Below are 24,171 nucleotides of genomic sequence, written 5' to 3' on the forward strand. Positions count from 1 at the left end.
ATCAGGTATTCATCAGTAAAGTTACCAGTCCAGCAACACCTGTCCCCAAGAGCCAGCCTCCGATCACATCTGTTAAAAAATGGATCCCTAAGTAGACTCTGCTAAAGCCGATCATAAAGCTTAACAAAACTGCCAGCAGAGTCATCGGAAGGACTGCTGAGGGAACCAATTGTCCAAGATTCAAGGCGATCGTTCCGTACATGGCAGCGGATGTGGCAGCATGGGCACTAGGAAAGCTGTGATCTTTTTCTTCAACTAAACGATGATCGATCGGACGATCTCGTCGGACGATCCGTTTGATCAGGTAAGCAGCTGCTGATACTATGAAGATACTGACTGCTGTTTTTGGTGCAAGATCCGCCCGCGATGATGGAAAGACAAACAATAGTAAAGCGATCGCAACTGTCGGAAAGGCTTTTCCTAAATTGGTAAAAAAGTGCATCATGCGCGTCAAAGAAGGCGTACGGCTTTGGATGATCTGCAAAGCAAACGCTTCTTCCCAACGCTGCATCGTGCCGAGCTGAATCATGATCAAAAAGATGGCAAATCCAATAAATGACCCTATCGTTAAAACAACCATTTTAGGACCTCCTTATATGCTTAGTTTATCATGTAATGAGAAGGAGCGAAAAGGATTTTGTCGTGCAATGAATTTTTTTTATATGTTATAATAAGCAAGTTGAAGTGAAATGGAGGAATACGATGGACGGGATTTTACCATTATGGAAAGAGCGTGGACAAACAAGTCACGACTGCGTGTTTAAATTACGAAAAATATTAAAGACAAAAAAAATCGGACACAGCGGCACACTAGATCCTGACGTGGATGGTGTCTTGCCCGTTTGTATCGGAAAAGGAACGAAGATCGTCGAATACTTGGTTGATTCTGGAAAAGTCTACACTGGGGAAATCACCTTGGGCTTCAGTACCACTACAGAAGATCGATCGGGGGATATCGTTGAACAACAAGCACTAACTCGTCCGTTTACGAAGACAGAAATCGATCAGGCAATGAAACAGTTGACGGGGACGATTACCCAGATCCCGCCGATGTATTCGGCGGTCAAAGTCAATGGCAAACGACTTTACGAATATGCTCGCAACAATGAAACTGTCGAGCGGCCACAGCGCAAAGCAGAAATTTATTCCTTCAAACGAATTTCAGAGCCGGTTTTTCATGAGGACAATACGCAAAGCTGGCGTTTTGAAGTTTCTTGTGGAAAAGGGACTTATGTTCGCACGTTAGCGGTCGACACAGGGAAATTGCTGGGTGTACCCGCGCATATGTCTGATTTGACTCGCTTAAAAAGCGGTGGTTTTTCTAAAGAACAATCTTACACGATTGCAGAGGTGCAAAAGGCAGTCGATGAACAACGTGTTTCGGAACTACTGCTACCGGTGGAATATGGGGTATCGGAGTTTGTTCAAGTGACGATCGATGCGGACCTCTGGCAGAAAGTAAAAAATGGCATGCGCTTGCCTTTCAGCGTGTTTGGATTACAAGAGCGCCCAGAGGAATTAGTGGCGATTTTTTATCGAGAACAATTGATCAGTATCTATAAAGCTCATGACAAATACCAAGATATGATGAAACCGGTAAAAGTCATCCGTACAGAAATAGGAGAATGAACATGGAAATCATTGAAATGAGACACCCTTATGATCACGCAACGATTCCTGAAGAGGAGATCGTCTTAGTGTTAGGCTTTTTCGATGGCGTACATCTAGGTCATCAGAAAGTCATTGAAACAGGACGAAAGATCGCAGAAGAAAAAGGGTTAAAATTGGCATTAATGACCTTTAATCAACATCCCTCGATCGTTTTTCAAAAAGTCGATCCTGAAAAAATGCAATACCTGACCAGCTTGGCTCAAAAGGAAGCGCATATGGAAAAGCTTGGAGTAGATATTCTTTATATCATTGAGTTTACTTCTGCTTTTGCAAATCTGGCACCACAAGTGTTTGTGGATGAATACATGATCGGTCTGCATGCAAAAGTTGTTGTTGCTGGATTCGACTATACCTACGGCAAGAAAGAGATAGCCAACATGGCGCTGTTACCAACATATGCAGAAAATCGTTTTGAAGTTGTGACTGTCGCGCAAGAATCGTTTGATGAAGAAAAGGTTAGCTCCACACGCATTCGCTCTGCCCTACAAAATGGCGATATGGCACAAGTCAATCGCTTGTTAGGGTATATTTATGAATTTGAAGGAACCGTCGTTCACGGTGATGCTAGAGGAAGAGAACTTGGGTTTCCAACCGCGAATATCAAAGTAAAGAGCACCGTTCGGTTGCCAAAAGAAGGCGTCTATGTGACGGAAATCAAAGTCGGTGACAAGTGGTATCCATCGATGGGATCGATTGGTCACAATGATACGTTTGGTCAGGGGCGCCAGTTAACAGTTGAAATCTATATTCTCGATTTTCACCAAGATATCTATGGTGAAACCGTGGCGATCCGCTGGCATCATTTCTTACGTGATCAAGTCGCTTTCAATGGCGCACAAGCGTTGATCGAACAATTAAAGCAAGATGAACGAGACACTGAAACTTATTTTGATGGGCTTTCTGAAGAAAACTAAGCATTCGTAGTGAAAAGAAGCGTTTCTGGCTTCTTTTCACTTTTTCTTTTTCTTTCTTTTTATAACGTAGTTTATTTGAATTCTAATGCTTTCCCCATGAGGAAAAAACGTTTTTTCGATATACTAAAAAATAGGCAAAAATGATAATTTATGCAGAATGCTGCAAAGGGAAAGGGAGAGAAAAAGTGACAATTGGAAAAAAAGCGAAAAAGGGGAAAGAAAAGAAAGATTTAACTAAAATGAAAACGCCTCATACGTATGTCATCATCTTTGGGGTCGTATTGTTGGCGTGGTTGCTGACTTTCTTAGTTCCCGCTGGGAAATTCAGTACACAAGAAATCGAGTATACCGATGCAAATGGGGAAATAAGTACCAGAACGGTCTTGATGCAAGATTCGTTTCGTTATGCCTACCCGTTAGATAACGAATACGTCTATCAACAGTTGAATCAATTGGAAGACGATCCACAAGAGTTGGAAGAATTAGATGTCGATGCTGAGGCTTTAGCAGCTGTTCTAGCTGAAGGGCCTAAAGAGTTGTCCCAGAGTCAATTAGATGAGGTGGGACTGACCGATGACACGCTTTACAGTCTTTACGGCGAAAAAATGTATGATACTTCTGAAAAACTGCACAAAACAGCCAAGGTTTGGGGAACTGATGACTTTAACGGTTTCGGCTTCTTAAATTTTGTTTTTGAAGGATTGGTTTCTGGTGATAAATACGGCTCAGCAGTTGGGATCGCAGCACTGATCCTAGTGGTCGGTGGTGCGTTTGGTATTATCATGCAAACCGGAGCGATTGATGCGGGGATCTTTGCATTTATCAGCAAAACTCGTGGATTAGAACGCTTGGCATTGCCGCTGTTGTTCTTTGCTTTTTCATTTGGGGGCGCTACCTTTGGGATGGCAGAAGAAGTCATTCCGTTTTCGATGGTCATGGTGCCTTTCGTGATCGCATTGGGGTATGATTCGATCGTGGCGGTCACCGTCACCTATGTCGCCTCCCAGATAGGGAATGCCACCTCGTGGATGAGTCCATTTAGTGTGGCTGTAGCTCAAGGGATCGCAGGTATTCCCGTTCTTTCAGGCGCAACGTTCCGAATCATCATGTGGGTCGTGGTTACCGCACTATCCGCAGGGTACCTCATGATCTATGCCGAAAGAATTCGCAAGAATCCTGAGAAATCGCTAACGTATCAATCGGATGCGTATTTTAGAAATCATCTTGAAAAAACCTCCAGTGAGCAAAAAACATTTTTATTAGGTCATAAATTGATCTTGGTTGAAATGCTGGCGGTTTTGATCTGGATCGTATGGGGTGTGACGCAGAAAGGCTACTATATTCCCGAGATTGCTTCTCAATTCTTTGTTATGGGCTTAGGGGCAGGAATCATAGCGGTTCTTTTCAAATTAGAAAATATGGGCTTGAATGATGTGGCGAGTGCCTTTCAATCTGGTGCCTCAGAATTGGCAGGAACTGCAATCGTTGTGGGGATGGCCAAAGGGATTCTTCTGGTTCTCGGCGGTTCTGATGCCAATGTGCCGTCAGCGTTGAATACGATTTTGCACAGCATCGGCGGTTTGTTAAGCAATGTTCCAGCATTTATTGGTGCCTGGTTCATGTACATTTTCCAAAGCTTCTTCAATTTGATCGTGACTTCAAATTCAGGTCAAGCTGCATTAACCATGCCGATCATGGCGCCATTAGCCGATCTTTTAGGTGTCTCTAGACAGATCGCTGTCTTGGCTTATCAATTAGGCTCGGGCTTTATGGATGCCTTCACTCCAGTATCGGCAAGTCTGATCGGTGTCTTAGGTGTCGCAAGAATCGAATGGGTGAAATGGGCGAAATTCCAGATCAAAATGCAAGGTTTCTTATTTGTATTAGGAACCATTTTTATCTTTATTGCGGTCGCAATCGGCTTGCAATAAGAAGTAATCAGCCACAAGGAGGAAGCACTTATGAAGGTGATACGACAAGCAGAGGTTTACGCTCCTGACTATTTAGGAAAAAAAGATATTTTATTAAATGAAGACAAGATCATTGCTATTCAAGATTCGATTGAAGGAGGATTCTCAGGTGTTCCTCTTGAAGAAATCGATGGCACAGGGTTACTCGCTGTGCCCGGCTTTATTGACTGCCACTTTCATATCTTAGGAGGTGGCGGGGAAGGCGGCTTTCAAAACCGGACACCAGAAGTGAAATTGAGTCAATTGACCTCTGCAGGAGTAACGACAGTGGTTGGCTGTTTAGGTACTGACGGAGTAGGCAGAGATATGACTGCCTTGATCAGTAAGGCGCGTGGACTAGAGGCGGAAGGCATCACGACTTATCTTTATGACGGTTCGTATCGATTGCCTTTGGCGCCCGTCACGGATTCCATCATCCAAGATTTTTTGACTATCGATAAAATTATTGGTATCGGTGAAATTGCCGTTTCTGACCATCGTTCTTCACAACCAAGTTTCGAAGAATTTACCCGCGCGGTTGCGGATGCCCGTGTTGGTGGGATGCTTTCTGGAAAAGCAGGTATCGTAAACGTCCACTTAGGTGGAGGAAAGAAAAAATATGAGCTGCTTTTACGAACCATCGAAGAGACAGAGATTCCAATCAGCCAATTTTTACCGACACATGCCAATCGGACCAGCGAGCTTTTCGAAGCAAGTATTGCTTTTGCAAAAATGGGTGGAACGATCGATTTTACGGCGAGTGAAGATCCTGATTTCTGGGAAAAAGAAGACGATGAGGTTCGCTTCAGTAAAGGATTGAAACGTTTGTTAGCAGAAGGGATCGGGCTGGATCAATTTACCATGACCTCTGATGGGCAAGGCAGCCTCCCGTACTTTGATGAAAACAATCAATTCATAGGTCTGGGTGTCGGCAGTTCGCGAGCGCTGATGGTAGGCATTAAAGAAGCAGTCCAAAAAGAGCAGATTCCATTGGAGATCGCCATTCGAGCAATCACTTCCAATCCAGCGAAAGTATTGAAGCTTGATCAAAAGGGACGTCTTGCAGCAGGGATGGATGCTGATATTTGCTTGCTGAACAAAGACTCATTAGCAGTAGAAACGGTTCTAGCAAAAGGCAGAACAATGGTAGAAGAACAAGAAGTAAAAGTGTGGGGTACCTTTGAACAACTAACATAAGAAGAATTCAGTTTTAACAGACTAAGAAACGGTTGTTTTTCTAAACAGAGTTGTAGAAGAAAATAAGCAGCCCGATCCATGACCAGCATTTACTGGACTTGATCGGACTGCTTTTTTCAATTAAACGCAAGTATTCTTAAGCTTGCAACTCATCCAATTTCTTCATGTCTTCTTCAGAAATTTCAAAGTCAACTTTGGCATTGTCAGCAATGTATTCTTCATGAACGGATTTTGGCAATGGCAGAATGTCTTTTTGTAGCAAGTAACGAATTGAAAGTTGTGGAATAGATTTTCCATAGGCTTCAGCAATCGTCTTCACTGCATCGTTATCGAGTAAACGACCAGTAGCGATTGGTGAATAGCCTTCCACTAAAATTTCGTGCGCTTTGCAAAATGTCAATAGTTCTTCATTTGTGCGGCCAATATGGTAAATAAACTGGTTGACCATCGGTTTCACATCGCAATGATCAAAAATATTTTGCAAATCTTTTTGATCGAAGTTGGAAACACCAATCGATTTTACTTTTCCACTTAAGTAGGCTTCTTCTAATGCTTTCCAAACATCGATGTTTTCAAGATAAAAATCTTTGTTTTCTGGATTGTTTCCCATGATTTTCCAAGGACGAGGGGCATGGATCAAAATCAAATCGATATACCCTAAGTCAAGTTTTTTTAGAGAAGCATCAATGCTATCAACCGCTTCTTGGTAGGTCTTTAACTCAGCAGGTACTTTCGTGGTAACAAAAATTTCATCGCGGGCAACGCCTGAATCGCGCACAGCTTTCCCAACCGCTTCTTCGTTTTTGTAAGCTGCCGCTGTATCGACATGTCGATAACCATTTTGAATGGCAAATTTTGTTGCGTTGTAAGCATCTTCTGGAGAAGATTGCCAGGTTCCAAGGCCAATCTTAGGAATTGCCAGTTTGTTCTGCAAGGTAAATGTTTCTTGTAATATCACGTATCTCAACCTACTTTCATCGCTTTTTTTTGTTACATCTTCCATTATAAAACGTTTTCTTGTTTGAAACAAATCAGACGCTGAAACTTTTGAGGGAAATTGACTTTCAAAAGGATCTTTGATACATTATCAGCAACCTAAACACAGAAAGATGTGGAAAAAATGGATTTTGTTAAAGAAGATTTTGCCTATTATCGGCGCTCTTTTGAATTGATGTATCGCAGTTATTTCCGTAGAAGAATGATTGCCCTTGGTGTGGCGATTTTGATTATCTTAGGTTATTTACTTTTGTTACAAGAAAGTTTGCTTTTAAATATCATTTTGCTAGTTATATTGCTAGGCATAATGGCGTGGTTGGTTTCACTTTATCAGCGAGCGAGTGAGGTCGTACTTGCTTTCGAAGAAGAAAATCAGGTGCCGCAAATTCATCAACTGACAGAATTTGAGGATCATTATGCGTTCCAAATGAATGATGGAACAACGATGCGCGTGAAGAAAAACGGCAATCGCAACTTTCCTTCCAATAATAAGCAGTACACGTTGATGGCAGGCTATAAAAAAGTTTTCTTTGTGCAACAACCCTTGATGATTTTTTATTATGACCTCTTGGAGATGAAGTATGATGAAGCGTATCGTTTGAAACGAAACCGCCAAAACGGGTTCAATCGTTGGTCGCGTTATTTCAGTTTTCGCTCCTTTAAGGGATCGATTGGCAATGTCTTTCAATTCTTGCTGGGAAATATTTTCTTCTTATTTATTGCGTATCGGTTGATCCGCTATCTGATCGATATTTTGCTGCACATTTTATAACTGTTACCAAGGTGAAGATTCTCATCGTTTTCATAGACTGGTGAAAAAGATGATAGGACTTAATTTTTTTAAAAAGGTATACTTAAGTCAGATAAGACAAGCAATTGTCTTTCATGAATAAGAGTCCTGCTCTTGTTAAGTAAGCCGTCAACAACAGCTTATCTATTGTGGCGCTAACAGTTTGGGGGAAGTGTTAGTTCTTGTAACAAACAGATTTTTTTCTGGGCGGGATAAGAACAAAAGCGGTATTTTACCGTACTTAATAAGAGTAGTGCTCTTTATTTTTTCTATGAATATTTAAAGACATCACTTCTTGGAAGTGGTGTTTTTTCTTGCTTAAAAATAGTCCAAGTGATAGGAGAATTCTAAGAACTATGCTACAATGAGTGCCGGTGCTCTCAGCGGTGGGAGCAAAAAAGAAGGTAGAGGAGAATTACTTAGGAATGCCTGAAGGTCAAACAATAAACGATCCATCTACAAAAAGCGCGCAAAATATTTCTACGTATATACATATACCTTTCTGTGAACATATCTGCTACTACTGTGACTTCAACAAAGTGTTTTTAGAAGGGCAGCCAGTGGATGAGTACATCGAAGCGTTACTAAAAGAAATTGAGCTGACCCTCTTGCGTCAGCCTCTCAATGAGGCGAAAACGATTTATATCGGCGGCGGGACGCCAACGTCGCTTTCGGCGAACCAACTGGATCGATTGCTGTCAGGTGTGCATGAATTGCTGCCAACACACACAACCAAAGAGTTTACAGTGGAAGCAAATCCTGGTGATTTGAGTGAAGAAAAAATGCTGGTTTTGAAAAATCATCAAGTCAATCGCTTGTCGATGGGGGTCCAGACCTTTGATAATCGCTTGCTTAAAAAAATTGGCCGCAAGCATACCGCTGAAGATGTTTATTCAACTATTCAGCTGCTGGAAAAACATGATTTTCAGAATGTGACGATCGATTTGATTTATGCACTTCCGGGACAAAGCATAGAAAGCTTCCGTGATACACTGACGCGAGCGATTGATCTCGGGTTGCCTCACTATGCGATGTATTCTTTGATTTTAGAAAACAAAACCATGTTTATGAACTGGGTTCGCCAAGGGAGAATGGCACTGCCTTCTCAAGAAGCTGAAACGCAGATGTTTGATGAGGCGATCGCCGCGATGACAAAAGCTGGATTGAACCAATATGAAATCAGTAATTTTGCACGACCAGGGTATGAGTCCTTACATAATCTAGTGTATTGGAACAATGAACATTATTTTGGCTTTGGGGCAGGCGCCAGCGGGTATCTTGGACAGACTCGCTACAAGAACAAAGGTCCAATCCAGCATTATTTGAAACCATTACAGGAAAATCAGTTGCCAATCCACGAAATCGAAGAATTGACAACCAGCAATCAAATGGAAGAGGAACTGTTTTTAGGCCTTCGTAAAAAGGTCGGCATTTCAAAAATACAGTTTGCAGAAAAATTCGGGAAGTCTTTTCAGGAAATCTATGGTTCAACGAGCGAACAGTTGATTCAAAAAGGCTGGCTGGCTAGTCAAGGTGACCGTGTCTTTTTAACGAAAGCTGGGATGTTTATTGGCAACGAAGTGTTTGAAGCATTTCTCTTGGATGGAGAAAAATAAGAAAGAACGAGTAAGAGAAGTAGCCATTTCGTGCTGCTTCTTTTTTAGCACTCTCTTAGAAAGAGTGCTAAAAAAGTGATGCAAATACTTGACATTCCTAGCAAATATGGTATATTTATAATCGTGTTAGCACTTAATAGGAATGAGTGCTAACGGAGGAGTGGATAAAATGTTGACACCTAGACAACAAATGATTTTACACCTCATCATCCAAAATTATACGAATACTGGTCAGCCCACGGGCTCGAAGCGATTGATGGAAGATGGGGTTGAAGCTAGCTCTGCCACCATTCGTAATGAGATGAAGGCGCTGGAAGAAGCTGGACTTCTGTTAAAGACACATTCATCTTCAGGGCGTGTGCCGTCAATAAAAGGGTATCGCTATTACGTTGATCACTTATTGAAGCCATCGGAAGTTGACCAAAACGAAATTCAAACCATTCGTCATTCTTTTGGAAAAGATTTTCATGAAATCAATGAAATCATCCAGCAGTCTGCCACGATCTTGTCCAACTTGACTAGCTATACAGCGTTGTCTCTCGGGCCAGATATGAAGGAAAGGAAATTGACCGGTTTTCGAATCGTCCCATTGAATGCACGACAGATCATCGCGATCATCGTGACGGATAAAGGGAATGTCGAAAATCAAGTCTTTACTCTTCCTGAATCGATGAGCAGCGAAGATTTGGAAAAAATGGTAAGGATCATCACCGACAAATTGATCGGTGAGCCTCTAATGACGGTCTACCATCGTTTAAGAACAGAGATTCCTATGATTCTGCATAAGTATTTTCAAACGACTGACGGAATCGTTGATCTCTTTGATACGATGCTGAGCCACATTTTTGAAGAAAAAATCTTCGTCGGCGGGCGAATGAATCTTCTGGATTTTGAACCGACGCAAGATGTTAGTCAGTTCAAATCGATGTATTCATTTATGAAAAATGCAGATCAGCTGACACAGCTGCTGGCGCCAAGAGATTCTGCGATTCAAATCAGAATCGGCTCTGAGCTTGGCAATGACTTGTTACAAAATATGAGTTTGATCCAAGCTAGCTATGAAATCGAAGGTCATGGACAAGGAACGATCGCTTTATTAGGTCCATCAAGTATGCCGTATTCACGGATGTTTGGTTTGATGGAAGTTTTTCGAGGCGAGTTAGCAAAAAAATTGGCCGATTATTATCGCGCATTAGACGCTGCCAATGAATAAGCGGCAATGAAACAAATCGTAGAAGGGATGGTTGAAACGTGACGGAAAAAGAAGAGCGTTTAGATGAAGAATTAGATAAAACTGCTGAAGAAACCGCAGAAACAACTGAATCTTCAAATGAATCAACTGAAACTGAAGCACAGACTCCTCAACCAGAGGAAGAAACAGTGGAAAAAAGCGAATTGGAACTTTTGCAAGAAAAGAATAATGAATTGGAAGATCAATTCCTGCGTGCTCGTGCAGAGATCGCAAATATCACTTCACGTAACCGCAACGAGCGGGAACTTTTACAAAAATACCGCTCGCAAGATCTTGGCAAAAAACTGTTGCCAGCAATCGACAATTTGGAACGAGCGATGGCAGCAGATGTCGATCAAGACCAAGCGGCGAATTTGAAAAAAGGCGTTGAAATGGTTCTTGAAAGTCTGCGTCAAGCCTTAAAAGAAGAGGGAATCGAAGAGATTCCTGCTGAAGGTGCAATGTTCGATCCGAACTTGCATCAAGCGGTGCAGACTGTACCTGCCTCTGATGAAACACCGGCAGACACAATCGTTACTGTCTTGCAAAAAGGGTATAAATTGCATGATCGTGTCTTGCGTGCAAGCATGGTCATCGTTGCACAATAGTTCTTTCTATCTATAAGTAGATGTTTAAATTAAAAAAGGGAGTGTATTACTTATGAGTAAAATTATCGGTATCGACTTAGGAACAACAAACTCAGCTGTTGCTGTCCTTGAAGGCGGCGAAGCAAAAATCATTACGAATCCAGAAGGAAACCGTACCACACCTTCTGTTGTCTCATTCAAAAATGGTGAGATCCAAGTAGGGGAAGTTGCAAAACGCCAAGCAGTGACAAATCCTAATACGATTTCTTCTATTAAACGCCATATGGGTGAAGCTGGATACAAAGTAGAAGTTGAAGGCAAATCGTATACACCACAAGAAGTTTCCGCAATGGTTCTTCAATACATCAAAGGATTTGCTGAAGACTATTTAGGGGAAAAAGTTGAAAAAGCAGTCATCACTGTTCCTGCATACTTCAACGATGCACAACGTCAAGCAACCAAAGATGCTGGTAAAATTGCCGGTCTTGAAGTAGAACGGATCGTCAATGAACCAACTGCCGCAGCTTTAGCTTATGGGTTAGATAAAACAGATAAAGATGAAAAAATCTTGGTCTTTGACTTAGGTGGCGGTACTTTCGACGTATCGATCCTTGAATTAGGTGATGGCGTCTTTGACGTATTATCAACTGCTGGGGACAACAACCTAGGTGGGGATGACTTTGATAACAAAATCATCGATCACATGGTAGCAGAATTCAAAAAAGAAAACGGCATTGATCTTGGAAAAGACAAAATGGCTTTGCAACGTTTGAAAGATGCTGCTGAAAAAGCGAAAAAAGACTTGTCAGGTGTAACAAGTACACAAATCAGCTTACCGTTTATCACAGCTGGCGATGCTGGTCCATTGCACTTGGAAATGACCTTGACTCGTGCGAAATTTGATGAATTAACAGCAGACTTAGTAGAACGTACAAAAATTCCAGTACGTCAAGCTTTGAAAGATGCTGGTCTATCACAATCAGAAATCGACGAAGTGATCTTAGTTGGTGGTTCAACTCGTATTCCGGCAGTAGTTGATGCTGTACGTAAAGAAACCAATAAAGAACCAAACAAATCAGTAAACCCAGATGAAGTGGTAGCGATGGGGGCTGCGATCCAAGGTGGCGTGATCACTGGGGATGTGAAAGATGTTGTCTTACTAGACGTTACACCATTATCATTAGGTATCGAAACGATGGGTGCTGTCTTCACAAAACTGATCGATCGTAACACAACGATCCCTACAAGTAAATCACAAGTCTTCTCAACTGCAGCAGACAATCAACCAGCCGTTGATATCCATGTCTTGCAAGGGGAACGTCCAATGGCTGCTGATAACAAAACATTAGGAAGATTCCAATTGACGGATATTCCACCAGCACCTCGTGGCATCCCTCAAATCGAAGTAACATTTGATATCGATAAAAATGGGATCGTTAATGTTTCTGCAAAAGATTTAGGTACACAAAAAGAACAAAAAATCACGATCAAATCATCTTCAGGTTTATCAGATGAAGAAATCGAACGCATGGTAAAAGATGCTGAAGCAAACGCTGAAGCCGACAAACAACGCAAAGAAGAAGTTGATCTACGCAATGACGTCGATGCTTTGTTGTTCACTGTTGATAAAACATTGAAAGAGCTTGAAGGCAAAGTGGATGCAGACGAAGTCAAAAAAGCGGAAGAAGCTCGTGATGAGTTGAAAGCTGCACTTGAAGCAAACAACTTAGAAGAAATGAAAACGAAACGTGATGCTTTGAATGAAATCGTACAAAACTTAACTGTTAAATTATACGAACAAGCAGCACAACAACAAGCACAAGAAAATCCAGAAGCTGCACAAGGCGGCGCAGACGATGTGGTTGACGCCGACTTTGAAGAAGTAGACGGTGACGATAAATAATCGCTGTTTGTGAAAAAGCCAAAGTCACCGCTTTGGCTTTTTCTTATGAATTTGCGAAACGTATTTTTCTAGAGCGAATTATATGCTAAAATACGAGAGACGCAAGAATAGAGTGGAGGGAAGCCAATGGCAGACAAAAGAGATTATTATGAGGTCTTAGGTCTACAAAAAGGGGCTTCGGATGACGAAATCAAAAAAGCTTATCGTAAGCTTTCAAAACAATATCATCCAGACATCAATAAAGAACCTGATGCAGAAGCAAAGTTTAAAGAGATTTCTGAGGCCTATGAAATATTAAGTGATTCCCAAAAAAGAGCTGCTTATGACCAGTATGGTCATGCTGGTACCGATCCGAACTACGGAGGCGGTTATGGCGGTGGATTCGGCGGCTTTAACAGTGGCGGATTCTCCGGTGGCGGTTTTGGTGGATTTGAAGACATTTTCGAATCGTTTTTCGGTGGTGGAGGCGGCAGAGCAGCCAATCCTAATGCACCTCGACAAGGAGCGGACTTGCAATATGCGGTTGATCTTTCCTTTGAAGAAGCGATTTTCGGAGTGGAAAAAACTGTTCAATACAATCGTGAAGAAACCTGTCATACCTGTGGTGGAAACGGGGCAAAACCAGGTACTTCACCAGAAACCTGTCATAAATGTCATGGTGCAGGTACCATCAATGTTGAACGTCAAACACCGCTTGGTCGTGTGATGAGCCGTCAAACCTGTGATGTTTGTCATGGAACTGGGAAAGAAATCAAAGAACCATGTACAACATGTCATGGTACTGGCCATGAAAAGAAAAAACACAGTGTGAAAGTCAACGTACCTGCAGGTGTCGAAGATGGACAACAAATGCGCTTGTCTGGTCAAGGAGAAGCTGGCACCAATGGTGGTCCTTATGGTGATCTGTACGTTGTTTTCCGAGTGGAAGAAAGTGATATTTTTGACCGTGATGGGTCGGAAATTTATTACGAACTGCCGTTAAACTTTGTCCAAGCTGCTTTAGGCGACGAAGTCAATGTACCAACGGTTCATGGGAATGTGAAATTAAAAATTCCAGCTGGTACGCAAACAGGCACAAACTTCCGCTTACGCGGTAAGGGAGCCCCTCGCTTACGGGGAGGCGGCAATGGCGATCAACAGGTCAAAGTGAAGCTGATCACACCTAAGAACTTAAATGAGGAACAAAAAGAGGCATTGCGGGCTTATGCAAAAGCCAGTGGCCATGAAACGAACGAACAACAACCAGAAGGATTTTTTGATAAAATGAAAGATGCTTTTGGTGGGAAAAAGAAATAACCATGAAAAAATCCAACTCATGCCCTTATAAAACCATCCGTTTTATAAGGGCATGAGTGTTTGTATGGCTATAAATGTGCAGTATGGGCAAGAATCGAATCTTCTTGGCCATCTTTTTTTCTTTTCCTTTGAAATCGCTTGCTTAGTATGTCACAATAAAAGTAGACCAATTAAAGGAGGAGATACAATGGAAAGAATATTTGCGAGTCCGTCACGATACGTTCAAGGAAAAGGGGTCTTGAAGCATGGGTTATCCCATATCAAAGATTTAGGAAAGAAAGTGCTTCTTTTGACCGATCAAACTGTTTGGAAAATTGCCGGTGAAGAACTATTTGAGAATCTGAAAGCAGCCGAGTTAGAACCGGTAAAAGAAATTTTTGGTGGAGAAGCTTCTGCAAATGAAATCGATCGTATCGTCTCTAAAGCCAAAAGTGAATCAATCGAAGTGATTGCCGCATTAGGTGGTGGGAAAGCCATCGATACTGGGAAAGCTGTTGCGGATGAATTGAAAATACCGATTGCTGTTTTGCCAACGATTGCCTCCACTGATGCACCAACTTCGGCACTTTCTGTTATTTATACTGATGAAGGTCGTTTTGAAAAGTATCGTTTTTATAACAAAAATCCTGAACTTGTCTTAGTGGATACCGCTGTGATTGCCAAAGCGCCTGCCAAATTGCTAGCCGCTGGTATTGCGGATGCACTCGCAACCTATGTCGAGGCACGTGCTGTTGCTCGAAGCCATAGTAAAAATATGGTGGGTGGTATTCAACCAATTGCCAGCATGGCAATCGCTGAAAAATGCGAAGAGATTCTTTTTGAGAATGCACTGAAAGCCTATCAAGCGAATAAAAAACAAGTCGTTACCGAAGCTTTTGAACAAATCGTGGAAGCCAACACTTTGCTTAGTGGATTAGGCTTTGAAAGTGCAGGTCTGGCAGCAGCTCATGCGATTCATAATGGCTTGACAGCCCTTGAAGGAGACGTTCATGATCTGACCCATGGTGAGAAGGTTGCTTACGGAACACTCACTCAATTGATGCTGGAAAATGCAGATCCTGAAGAGCTCGACCAATATATAGAATTGTATCAGGCATTAGAATTACCGACGACATTATCCGACATGCATCTTGCGGAAGCCAGCGATGCAGACCTATTAAAAATTGGCGAGCAAGCAACCATCGAAGGGGAAACGATCCACAATATGCCATTTCCGGTTTCTGCAGAAGATGTTGCAGCAGCGATCAAAGCCGTGGATGCCTATGTGAGTGCTTACTATCCTCTATGATGTTATTTTATTAAAGATCATCAATGTGTGCTCGGTGATTTCAAAAAACGTTTGACAATAAAAAAGAGTCGTGCTATTTTGATAACAAGCAAATTAAAGGAGGGAACAAGACATGACGAACTTCAACACACAAACTACCTGTTGTTGTTGTATGGTGCAAAAAGCAGCATACCGATTTGTCATGCCTATTATTAGTTCCTTTGTCGCAGAAGATCGCTGAAGTTTCTTTAGTGATTCACTTCTATCCGGATAAGACGACATTTTTTTGGGGTACTGATGTAATAGTCAGTACCCCTTTTTGTTTGCTGTTTTTTACTGCTTTCATTGGCGACGGCTGATGATTGCAAATGAAAATGAGTACATGAAGCATACGAGTTGTGCCAAACAAAGTTGAGCGAGGAGTCGAGCGATGATCGTTAATAATATAAAAGCATTGATTGGGCACACCCCATTCTTTGAATTTGATGCCGCAGCATTTGGCGGCAAAAAGGGAAGTACCATCTATGCGAAACTTGAGTATTTAAATCCTGGTGGAAGTATCAAGGACCGCTTAGGAAAGTATTTGATCGATGAAGCGTTTCGCGAGCATGTGATCGATCATGAGACAACCGTTATCGAACCGACAGCGGGAAATACTGGAATTGGTTTAGCTTTAGCTGGAATCGAGTATGGCTTAAAAATGATTTTTGTCATTCCTGAAAAATTTAGCCTTGAAAAGCAGCAACTGATTGAAGCGTTGGGCGGGACCATCGTTCATACGCCCACTGAAGCAGGCATTCAAGGGGCAATCGAAAAAGCAAAGGAATTAGCAAAAGGACAGCCGAATAGTTTTATGCCATTGCAGTTTCATAATCAGAACAATCCTGCAGCCTATCAAGCAACATTGGGGCCTGAGATCTATCAGGAATTACATGGAAAAATTGACAGCTTTGTTGCAGGCGCTGGCAGTGGTGGTACTTTTGCGGGTGTCGCGACGTACTTAAAGAAGCAAAAATCAAGCACTCGTCTTGCTGTTGTTGAACCGGAAGGATCAATCTTGAACGGCGGTCCTGCCCATGGCCACGAGATTGAAGGGATCGGTGTTGAGTTCATTCCACAATTTTTTGACGATTTGCTTATTGATAACATTTATACGATAAGTGATGCCGAAGGCTTTGCCTTTACTCGTTACTTGGCAAGAAACTATGGTCTGCTTGTTGGAAGTTCAAGTGGAGCCGTGATGGCAGCAGCGGTAAAAGACAGCCTCGAATTACCAACCGGAAGCTCGATCGCCACAGTCTTTCCCGATGGTGGCGACCGCTATCTATCAAAAAAGATTTATGCTGGCCAATCAGCAATCACACCATTCATAGGAGGAACAAACAATGCATTTTAATACAAAAGTAATTCACGGCGGTATCAGCGAAGACGAACTCACCGGTGCAGTCAGTGTGCCAATCTACCAAACATCTACCTATCGGCAAAATGCTCTTGGTCAGCCAAAGCAATATGAATACAGTCGTTCAGGCAACCCAACTCGTTTTGCCTTAGAAGAATTGATTGCGGATCTTGAAGAAGGCGCTCAAGGGTTTGCTTTTGCCTCTGGATTAGCAGCCACCCATGCGATCTTCACGCTTTTTCAGACAGGAGATCATGTCATTTTAGGAGATGACGTTTATGGTGGGACATTTCGTTTGCTTCATCAAGTATTAGAAAAAAGCGGGTTGACTTATTCACTTGTCAAAACCGATGATTTAGTTGCTATTGAAACAGCAATTCTTCCGGAGACCAAAGCGATTTTTCTGGAAACACCGACGAATCCGCTGTTAAAAATCACGGATATCAAATCGGTTGCGAGACTAGCTGCCCAGCACGATCTCTTGACGATCGTGGATAATACCTTTGCGACGCCATATTTTCAAAAGCCGCTACAATTAGGCGCAGATATTGTGATTCACAGTGCTACCAAGTATCTCGGTGGACACAGTGATGTAGTAGCTGGATTAGCGGTTGCCAAAGAGCCGCTAATCGCCGAAAGAATTGCCTTTTTACACAACGCTATTGGCGGTGTATTGGGGCCTCATGATAGCTGGTTGATCCAGCGAAGCATCAAAACACTTGCTTTGCGGATGAAAGCACATCAAAACAATGCGATGAAAATTGCCCACTACTTACTAGCACATCAAGCTGTCGCAAAGGTTTATTATCCAGGATTGATTGACCATGAAGGTTATGAGATCGCCAAATCACAGATGTCTGGGTATAGCGGTATGATATCTTTTGAACTAAACGATGAAACGAAAACAGCCGGCTTTGTTGAATCATTAAAGATTTTTACTTTAGCAGAAAGTTTAGGTGGGGTGGAAAGTTTGGTTGAAGTGCCAGCCGTGATGACTCATGCCTCAATCCCTAAAGAAATCCGCCAGCAATCAGGGATCAAAGATGGCCTGATTCGGTTGTCGGTTGGCATCGAAGACAGTGAGGATCTTCTGGCGGATTTAGAACAAGCGTTTGAAAAGGCAGGTAGCTAGTGATGGGCAGAGAGTTTATTCCAATTTTTTCTGACTGGGCAGCTGAGTACGATGAAACAGTTGCAGGTAAGGATGAAGAATATCGAGCGGTTTTTTTCAAATATGAACAGTTACTAGCTGAAATTGCTGAAAAGGCAGGGCGGTCTGTGGTAGAATTTGGTAGTGGAACTGGAAATCTAACACAAGCTCTACTTACTCAAGGAAAAAACGTGCTGGCAATCGAGCCATCGCCAGAGATGCGGCGGATCGCCAAGTCAAAACCCAGTCTTTCTAAAGTGACTTTTGTAGATGGTGATATGGAGGTTTTTCCTGAAATCACGGATGTAATCGATACGATCGTTTCTACCTATGTTTTTCATCATCTTACGGAGGACGAAAAACAACGGGCAATCGGCAAATATGCGGCGATGCTGCCAAAAGGCGGGAAAGTGCTTTTCGGGGATACGATGTTTCTTTCCCTAGCCCGAAAAATGGAGCTAATCGATGAAGCGCGGCAAGCTGGACACCAGCGACTAGCCGCTGATCTGCAACGGGAGTACTATCCAGTTACTGCGGATATCGAACGATATTTTCGCCAACATGGGTTTACCAGTCGTTTTAAGCAAATCAATGAGTATGTTTGGCTTGTGGAAGCACAAAAAGAGTAGGAGAGAAGTACAATGAAAATGAATGTTGAAAGCTTTAATTTGGATCATACGAAAGTCAAAGCACCTTATGTACGGGTTGCCGATAAAAAACAAGGAACAAATGATACCATCATCAAATATGATGTTCGTTTGAAGCAGCCGAACCAAGCACATATGGATATGGCAAGTCTGCATTCTTTAGAACATTTGACAGCAGAGTTGATTCGTAATCATGCAGATTATATCGTGGATTGGTCACCCATGGGATGCCAAACCGGCTTCTATCTGACTGTCTTGAATCATGACGATTATGAAGAGATTTTGACAGTCCTAGAAAAAACCATGAAGGATGTTTTGCAAGCAACTGATGTACCTGCCAGCAATGAAGTGCAATGCGGTTGGGCAGCGAACCATACCTTAGAAGGTGCGCAAAAATTAGCGCAAGAATTTCTTGATGAACGTGACAATTGGTCGACCGTTTTTGCCTAAACAAAATAGAAGTAGAAAAAAGGTGCCTGCGTTTGTATTCGCGGACGCTTTTTTTTGTTAATCCCGCAAAGAGAGGGGGATTCACTATTTTTCGTTTATGGTTCTACCGCTTGGACGGTGATGCCGACTCCATTCGGATTGTAGGTATGACTAATGTAAAACTCAAATCCTTCATGAACAAAGAAAAGTCTCCGAATGGCGCTAACGACCCTGATGTGAGCATCTAAACCATACTGTACGATCAATGTCTCTTTGATCTCCTCAACATCAGCCTCTTTCTCGAATTGTGAGAAATCAATACCGAAAAATTCTGGGACATCAACCAATGTGATTTTCGCTAATCTTTCATCACCAGAATCATCAAAGTCAAAATCAAAGCTGATTTTGGACAGTTTGTCCCGTGAACCTAAAGGCACTCTTTTTGTCTCGAGAGCGCTGCTATCAACCATCATTGATAACAAATCAATGGCTGAATCAGGTAAGCGAGTGGTTACTTTTCTTACTTCATCAACCATTGCTCCTTGATCGGGAGAAAAAACTTTTCTAGTCTCTTCTGTGACGATCACATTTTCGCGGCGCCGCTTTCGGTTGATGGCACTGCGCTCTTGGTTTACCCGATCACTACGTTTGATGAGATCGAGGCCAAGATCGCTGATGGACTCAGGGGAAGCTCTTTCTTCCAGTAAAGCAGTTAAGTAATCGATCTCTAAAAACTGCTCGTAGGCAGCTGCCGGCTGGTTTTCGCTGTAGAAGAGGGCAGCGCCAAGCAAAAAACAACTGATACCCAAAGAAAGCAAAAGGCTTCTTCTGCTATGCTCCCGGATTTTTTTTCTAAGTCGACTCAGTTTCATTTGATCCTTCAACTCCCAAATTTTTTAGATGACTTCTGATAAGAGTGGTGATTGAATTTCATCATGCGTTTTACCAATATCAGTCACGTGAGATCGCTTAATGGATTACTCAATTTCTGATTCAGAAAACTGATCATGCCAGGCCACATCAGAAACGGTTCGGTTAATAAGAGTGACAATGATTGCTTCACCATCGGAATTGATCCAGGCATTGGATTCCACACCTACGACTGCTAGTCGCCAAGAGGGAAGGCCACCCATGGTTTCAAGAACTTGATCGCAAGACATTCCTATTTGCAGTTGATGGAGCAAGTCTTTGTTGACTGTTCGATTCCACCGTCGCGGCAGCCCGATCTGCAATTGTTCACAATACGAAAATTGAGGGGCAGCTGTTTCGGTACTGCTCTGAGCTTGTGCAACGTCATCAGGAGAATGAGTTGTTTCTGATGCGGGTTCTGATGCATGGTTCTCAGTTCTGGAAGAAGAAGCTCTGGTTTCTGAATCAGCTGACAAAGATTGAGAAGACGACGTTGCTTCTGGTGAAAAACTGCTTTTGGTGTTGTCATCCATGATTTCGTCAATCAAGGTACAGCCAGTGAGAAAGAGGGAGAGTATCATTAGTGGGAAAAATAAAATGATGGTTTTCATAAGATAGGTTCCTCCAAAATAATTTTATTGGCCTTACTTTGTTATTTTAATGTTGGTTTTTTATTAGGAAAACCCCGTCATTTGCTATAAAATAAAAAAAGAAAAATGTTTGTATACCTATTTTGGTTTGGAGGGAGTGTTGTTTAATAAGTGTAACATGTTGCTTCTGATCTGGCTACTTGATTTCAAATGTCCTTTCATGGTTTTAGTAAAATTAGTATCTGCAGCTTACGATGGTGAAAAGGAAATGTTATAATAGATTTAACTACTCAATAAAAATTTGCTATTTTAAAGGTGAACCCTGTTTACTCTTACCAGGTCAACAGGAACCAGCATACCGGTTGCTAAGAATTTATGTAAGGATTCATAACAAGGAGAGGAGGGAATGAAGATGAGCATCTTAAAGCAGTGGCAAGCAAAACATCAAGCGAAAAAAGAAGCAAAAAAACAAGCGTTACGTTTAAAAAATGCGCAACTTCGTGCAGCAGGGAAAGAGCCATTGAAGGGTTGGGGAAAGATGGTTGATACTGGCGTCGGAGGGGCGAACAAAGCCAACCCTATCGATACAAAAGTATTTTTAGGTGAAAATCAAAAGCGGATTTCAGAAGAAACCAAACGAAAAAATCAATAAAAAAAAAGACCTCTGCAACAGTCCGAGAAAAGAGCTGTTGCAGAGGTTTTTTTTTTAGATATTCAATACTTTGTCTAAGAAATCTTTCGTACGATCGTGCTTAGGGTTGGAAAAGATTTGCTCAGGTGTACCGTCTTCCAAGAAATTACCGCCATCAATAAACATCACACGGTTTGCTACTTCTTTGGCAAAGCCCATCTCATGAGTAACGATTACCATGGTCATTCCTTGTTTTGCCAAATCCTTCATAACATTGAGTACATCTCCAACCATTTCTGGATCGAGGGCGGAGGTTGGTTCATCGAACAACATCACATCGGGATTCATTGCTAAGGCTCTAGCGATTGCCACCCGTTGTTTTTGTCCTCCAGACAGATTGTCCGGGTACATGTCTTTTTTATCTGCCAAACCCACCGTCTCTAATAAACGAATCGCGTTTTGTTCCGCTTCTTGCCGAGAAGCATTTTTTAGATCCATTGGAGCTAAAATAATATTTTCTAAAACCGACAAGTGAGGGAAGAGATTGAAATGCTGAAACACCATGCCGATATGTTGACGAACAGCATTGATATTGGTGTTTTTATCCATCAGATGTGCGCCGTCAACGATAATATCGCCGCTGGTTGGTTCTTCTAAGCGGTTCAAACAGCGTAAGAACGTCGATTTCCCAGATCCTGAAGGGCCGATCACACAAACGACTTCTCCTTCAGCGATTGAAACATTGATATTGTTCAATACGGTATTGTCGCCGTATTTTTTTACAAGATTTTCAACTAAGATTTTTTCTTTCATGCTATTTCACCTTCTTTTCTAAAACTTTTGCAAGTTTCGTTAAAGCTGTGATCACGACTAAGTAAATAATCGCGATGATCAAGTAGACATAGGTACTTTGTGTGGTTCGTGCAACGATGATTTTCCCAGTTTGCAATAATTCTACGACTCCAATAACCGAGATGATCGTTGTATCTTTCAACGAGATAACGAATTGGTTAACGAAAGATGGAATCATGATTTTGATCGCTTGCGGTAAAATGATTTTCTGCATTGTCCGAGTGTAGGTCATCCCCAAACTACGAGAGGCTTCCATCTGACCTTTTGGCACCGCGTTGATCCCACCACGGACGATCTCAGCGATATAGGCACTGGCATTTAAGGTCAATGTAATGACCCCGGCTGCAAAGTCCGGAATCGTGATACCAATCGCATCGGAAAGACCGAAGAAGATGAAGAAAGCCAATACCATCATAGGAATACCACGAATGATATCAACATAGATCCCTGCAAAAACCCGCAATGCTTTGATTGGAGCAACACTGAATAGTCCAAAAATGATTCCGATCACTAATGCTAAGGCAAAAGAAATCAATGCTAGTAATAGGGTATTCCATAACCCTTTTAATAAGACGTTATAGTTGTTGCTGATCAAACCAGTGATCGTTGATTCATCCACTCGTTTTTCTGTGGCAGAGCCATCTTCAATGTATTTATTGATGATTTGATCGTACTCCCCAGTCCGTTTCATTTCTTTCAATGCTTCATTGAACATTTGGATCAGTTCAGGATTTTGGCCTTTTTTCACCGCAAAACCGTACTGACCACCAGATTCTTTTTCAATCGGTGTCACTAGTTTTTGTCCTTGGCTGATGGCATAACCAATCACTGGATAATCATCCATCATGGCATCAATTTGTCCGCCGTTAACAGCCGCATATAATTGATCGGCAGCATCATAATATTTGATCGAATAGCCATATTTCTCTTCGTTGGCGATCAAGAAGTCTGCACTTTCTGTCCCAACTTTTGCACCGACGGTTTTTCCATCTAAATCTTCATAGGATTTGATGGAATCATTGCCTTCTTTTACAGCAATCTGAATACCACTTTCAAAGTAAGAATCAGAAAAGTCATAGGATTGACGACGCTCATCAGTGATTGTCATCCCAGCGATCATCCCATCTGCTTGGTTACCATCCAACGCTTGCAAAGCTCCGGAAAAACCGATGAAATTGAATTCGATGTTGAACCCTTGCAATTCTGCCGCCCGGTTCATTAAATCAACATCGATCCCTACGTACTCATTGTCTTCATTTTGGAATTCAAATGGAGCGAAGGCTGAGTCACTGGCAATTCGGTAAACATCTTTCTTTGGTTCGACTTTCACCATTTCACTAGTGCCTGCATCTGTATCAGACGTTGTGATGTAAGTATTGACGATTTCGTCGTATTTGCCGGAAGCTTTCATATTGGCTAAACCAGCGTTGAATTTTTCAAGGAGTTCTTGATTTTGGCCTTTTCTGACGGCAAATCCGTAAGAAGCGCCTTTTTCAGGTTCGCCGACAAGCTTCATTGGTTCGCCATTGTTGATAGCATAGCCAAGCACTGGATAATCATCAAAAGCGGCTGCCACAGTACCATTGCGTACAGCGCCATATAGTCCAGTAGCGTCATCATATAATTTGATGTCGTAGCCATATTGGTCTTTATTGCTTTCTAGAAAGCGGGCACTTTCGGTACCAACCTTTGCACCGACCGTTTCGCCTTCAAGATCCTCGTAGCTAGTAATACTGTCATTGTCAGCAGCTACTGCCATTTGAATCCCACTATCGAAATAAGGATCAGAGAAATCAAAGGTTTCTTTACGTTCATCTGTGATACTCATCCCAGCGATCATGCCATCTAACTGATTTGATTGCACGCCTTGAATGGAGGCGTCAAAACCTAAAGGACGTAAATCAACTGCAAAACCTTGATCTTCTGCGATCGCATTTAATAAATCTATATCGATCCCAACGTATTCATTATTTTCATTTTGGAATTCGAAAGGAGCAAATGTTAAATCTGTTCCTATCTTATACGTAGTTTCCTCCGCACTTGCTGACTTTACTGAGAGCGTAAAAATGCTGATAATCAGCGCGATTAAAGCGAAGGACATGTGTTTTCTTTTCAAGAAAATTCCCCCTTTAGATATAACGTATTTA

22 protein-coding genes are annotated in these 24,171 nt (G+C 42.1%); 16 read left to right on the top strand and 6 right to left on the bottom strand.

Translation table 11 applies throughout. The features are described from left to right. Position 1: 1 nt before the first annotated feature. Entirely contained in the window at positions 2-580 is a 579-nt protein-coding gene (locus tag ACIPK1_RS16400; RefSeq protein ID WP_005235629.1) for a phosphatase PAP2 family protein, read from the bottom strand. 122 nt (positions 581-702) lie between these two features. Here ACIPK1_RS16400 and truB point away from each other — a divergent pair, with 122 nt between their 5' ends. The 4 genes from truB to iadA all read left to right on the top strand — a co-directional run bounded on the left by truB (position 703) and on the right by iadA (position 5,731). Continuing rightward, entirely contained in the window at positions 703-1,629 is a 927-nt protein-coding gene (gene truB / locus ACIPK1_RS16405) for a tRNA pseudouridine(55) synthase TruB (protein ID WP_005235631.1), read from the top strand. 2 nt (positions 1,630-1,631) lie between these two features. After that, entirely contained in the window at positions 1,632-2,585 is a 954-nt protein-coding gene (ribF, locus tag ACIPK1_RS16410) for a riboflavin biosynthesis protein RibF (RefSeq protein ID WP_034878526.1), read from the top strand. Between the two features lie 239 nt (positions 2,586-2,824). Next, positions 2,825-4,516 (top strand): putative basic amino acid antiporter YfcC, encoded by a 1,692-nt coding sequence (gene yfcC / locus ACIPK1_RS16415; RefSeq protein WP_400451351.1) that lies wholly within the window; start codon positions 2,825-2,827, stop codon positions 4,514-4,516. Between the two features lie 30 nt (positions 4,517-4,546). Then, positions 4,547-5,731 carry a beta-aspartyl-peptidase gene (gene iadA / locus ACIPK1_RS16420; protein WP_016620344.1) on the top strand — a complete coding sequence of 395 codons (1,185 nt, stop codon included), beginning with the start codon at positions 4,547-4,549 and terminating at the stop codon, positions 5,729-5,731. Between the two features lie 136 nt (positions 5,732-5,867). Here the strand turns inward: iadA and ACIPK1_RS16425 are convergent, their stop codons facing one another. Then, positions 5,868-6,734, bottom strand: coding sequence for an aldo/keto reductase (locus tag ACIPK1_RS16425; protein WP_005235638.1), 867 nt, complete (start codon positions 6,732-6,734; stop codon positions 5,868-5,870). A 117-nt stretch (positions 6,735-6,851) separates the two neighbouring features. On the opposite strand from ACIPK1_RS16425, the gene ACIPK1_RS16430 reads away from it, so the two are divergent. The 11 genes from ACIPK1_RS16430 to ACIPK1_RS16480 all read left to right on the top strand — a co-directional run bounded on the left by ACIPK1_RS16430 (position 6,852) and on the right by ACIPK1_RS16480 (position 19,063). Next, a complete protein-coding gene (locus tag ACIPK1_RS16430) occupies positions 6,852-7,499 on the top strand; it encodes a hypothetical protein (RefSeq protein WP_005235640.1) in 648 nt (215 codons plus the stop codon). 443 nt (positions 7,500-7,942) lie between these two features. After that, entirely contained in the window at positions 7,943-9,133 is a 1,191-nt protein-coding gene (gene hemW / locus ACIPK1_RS16435) for a radical SAM family heme chaperone HemW (RefSeq protein WP_400451340.1), read from the top strand. A gap of 169 nt (positions 9,134-9,302) precedes the next feature. Next, complete coding sequence (hrcA, locus tag ACIPK1_RS16440) at positions 9,303-10,346, top strand: heat-inducible transcriptional repressor HrcA (protein WP_400451341.1); 1,044 nt, start codon at positions 9,303-9,305, stop codon at positions 10,344-10,346. A 38-nt stretch (positions 10,347-10,384) separates the two neighbouring features. Beyond that, positions 10,385-10,972, top strand: coding sequence for a nucleotide exchange factor GrpE (grpE, locus tag ACIPK1_RS16445; RefSeq protein WP_005235647.1), 588 nt, complete (start codon positions 10,385-10,387; stop codon positions 10,970-10,972). 52 nt (positions 10,973-11,024) lie between these two features. Beyond that, a complete protein-coding gene (gene dnaK, locus ACIPK1_RS16450; RefSeq protein ID WP_005225936.1) occupies positions 11,025-12,854 on the top strand; it encodes a molecular chaperone DnaK in 1,830 nt (609 codons plus the stop codon). 126 nt (positions 12,855-12,980) lie between these two features. Next, on the top strand, positions 12,981-14,150 hold the full coding sequence (gene dnaJ / locus ACIPK1_RS16455; protein WP_005225937.1) for a molecular chaperone DnaJ: 1,170 nt from the start codon (positions 12,981-12,983) through the stop codon (positions 14,148-14,150). 187 nt (positions 14,151-14,337) lie between these two features. Beyond that, positions 14,338-15,438, top strand: coding sequence for a glycerol dehydrogenase (locus ACIPK1_RS16460; RefSeq protein WP_400451342.1), 1,101 nt, complete (start codon positions 14,338-14,340; stop codon positions 15,436-15,438). Between the two features lie 409 nt (positions 15,439-15,847). Then, positions 15,848-16,813, top strand: coding sequence for a PLP-dependent cysteine synthase family protein (locus ACIPK1_RS16465; protein ID WP_400451343.1), 966 nt, complete (start codon positions 15,848-15,850; stop codon positions 16,811-16,813). Continuing rightward, entirely contained in the window at positions 16,803-17,948 is a 1,146-nt protein-coding gene (locus ACIPK1_RS16470) for a cystathionine gamma-synthase (protein ID WP_400451344.1), read from the top strand. The genes ACIPK1_RS16465 and ACIPK1_RS16470 overlap by 11 nt, the downstream gene beginning before the upstream one ends. A 2-nt stretch (positions 17,949-17,950) precedes the next feature. Continuing rightward, positions 17,951-18,595 carry a class I SAM-dependent methyltransferase gene (locus ACIPK1_RS16475; protein WP_005235661.1) on the top strand — a complete coding sequence of 215 codons (645 nt, stop codon included), beginning with the start codon at positions 17,951-17,953 and terminating at the stop codon, positions 18,593-18,595. Between the two features lie 12 nt (positions 18,596-18,607). Continuing rightward, a complete protein-coding gene (locus ACIPK1_RS16480; RefSeq protein ID WP_005235663.1) occupies positions 18,608-19,063 on the top strand; it encodes an S-ribosylhomocysteine lyase in 456 nt (151 codons plus the stop codon). A gap of 95 nt (positions 19,064-19,158) precedes the next feature. Here ACIPK1_RS16480 and ACIPK1_RS16485 read toward each other — a convergent pair whose 3' ends face one another. Next, a complete protein-coding gene (locus ACIPK1_RS16485; RefSeq protein WP_005235665.1) occupies positions 19,159-19,914 on the bottom strand; it encodes a hypothetical protein in 756 nt (251 codons plus the stop codon). A 105-nt stretch (positions 19,915-20,019) separates the two neighbouring features. After that, positions 20,020-20,562 (bottom strand): hypothetical protein, encoded by a 543-nt coding sequence (locus ACIPK1_RS16490; RefSeq protein ID WP_016620337.1) that lies wholly within the window; start codon positions 20,560-20,562, stop codon positions 20,020-20,022. A gap of 391 nt (positions 20,563-20,953) precedes the next feature. Between ACIPK1_RS16490 and ACIPK1_RS16495 the strand changes: the two genes are divergently transcribed. Beyond that, entirely contained in the window at positions 20,954-21,193 is a 240-nt protein-coding gene (locus ACIPK1_RS16495; protein WP_008382185.1) for a hypothetical protein, read from the top strand. 54 nt (positions 21,194-21,247) lie between these two features. Here ACIPK1_RS16495 and ACIPK1_RS16500 read toward each other — a convergent pair whose 3' ends face one another. Together ACIPK1_RS16500 and ACIPK1_RS16505 are read right to left on the bottom strand one after the other, a co-directional pair. After that, entirely contained in the window at positions 21,248-21,985 is a 738-nt protein-coding gene (locus ACIPK1_RS16500; protein ID WP_005235668.1) for an amino acid ABC transporter ATP-binding protein, read from the bottom strand. 1 nt (position 21,986) lies between these two features. Then, positions 21,987-24,140, bottom strand: a complete 2,154-nt coding sequence (locus ACIPK1_RS16505) for an amino acid ABC transporter substrate-binding protein/permease (RefSeq protein ID WP_008382186.1) — start codon at positions 24,138-24,140, stop codon at positions 21,987-21,989. Positions 24,141-24,171: the final 31 nt, after the last annotated feature.

This window comes from Enterococcus sp. NPDC086594 (genome assembly GCF_044746145.1).
Taxonomy (GTDB): domain Bacteria; phylum Bacillota; class Bacilli; order Lactobacillales; family Enterococcaceae; genus Enterococcus_D; species Enterococcus_D entomosocium.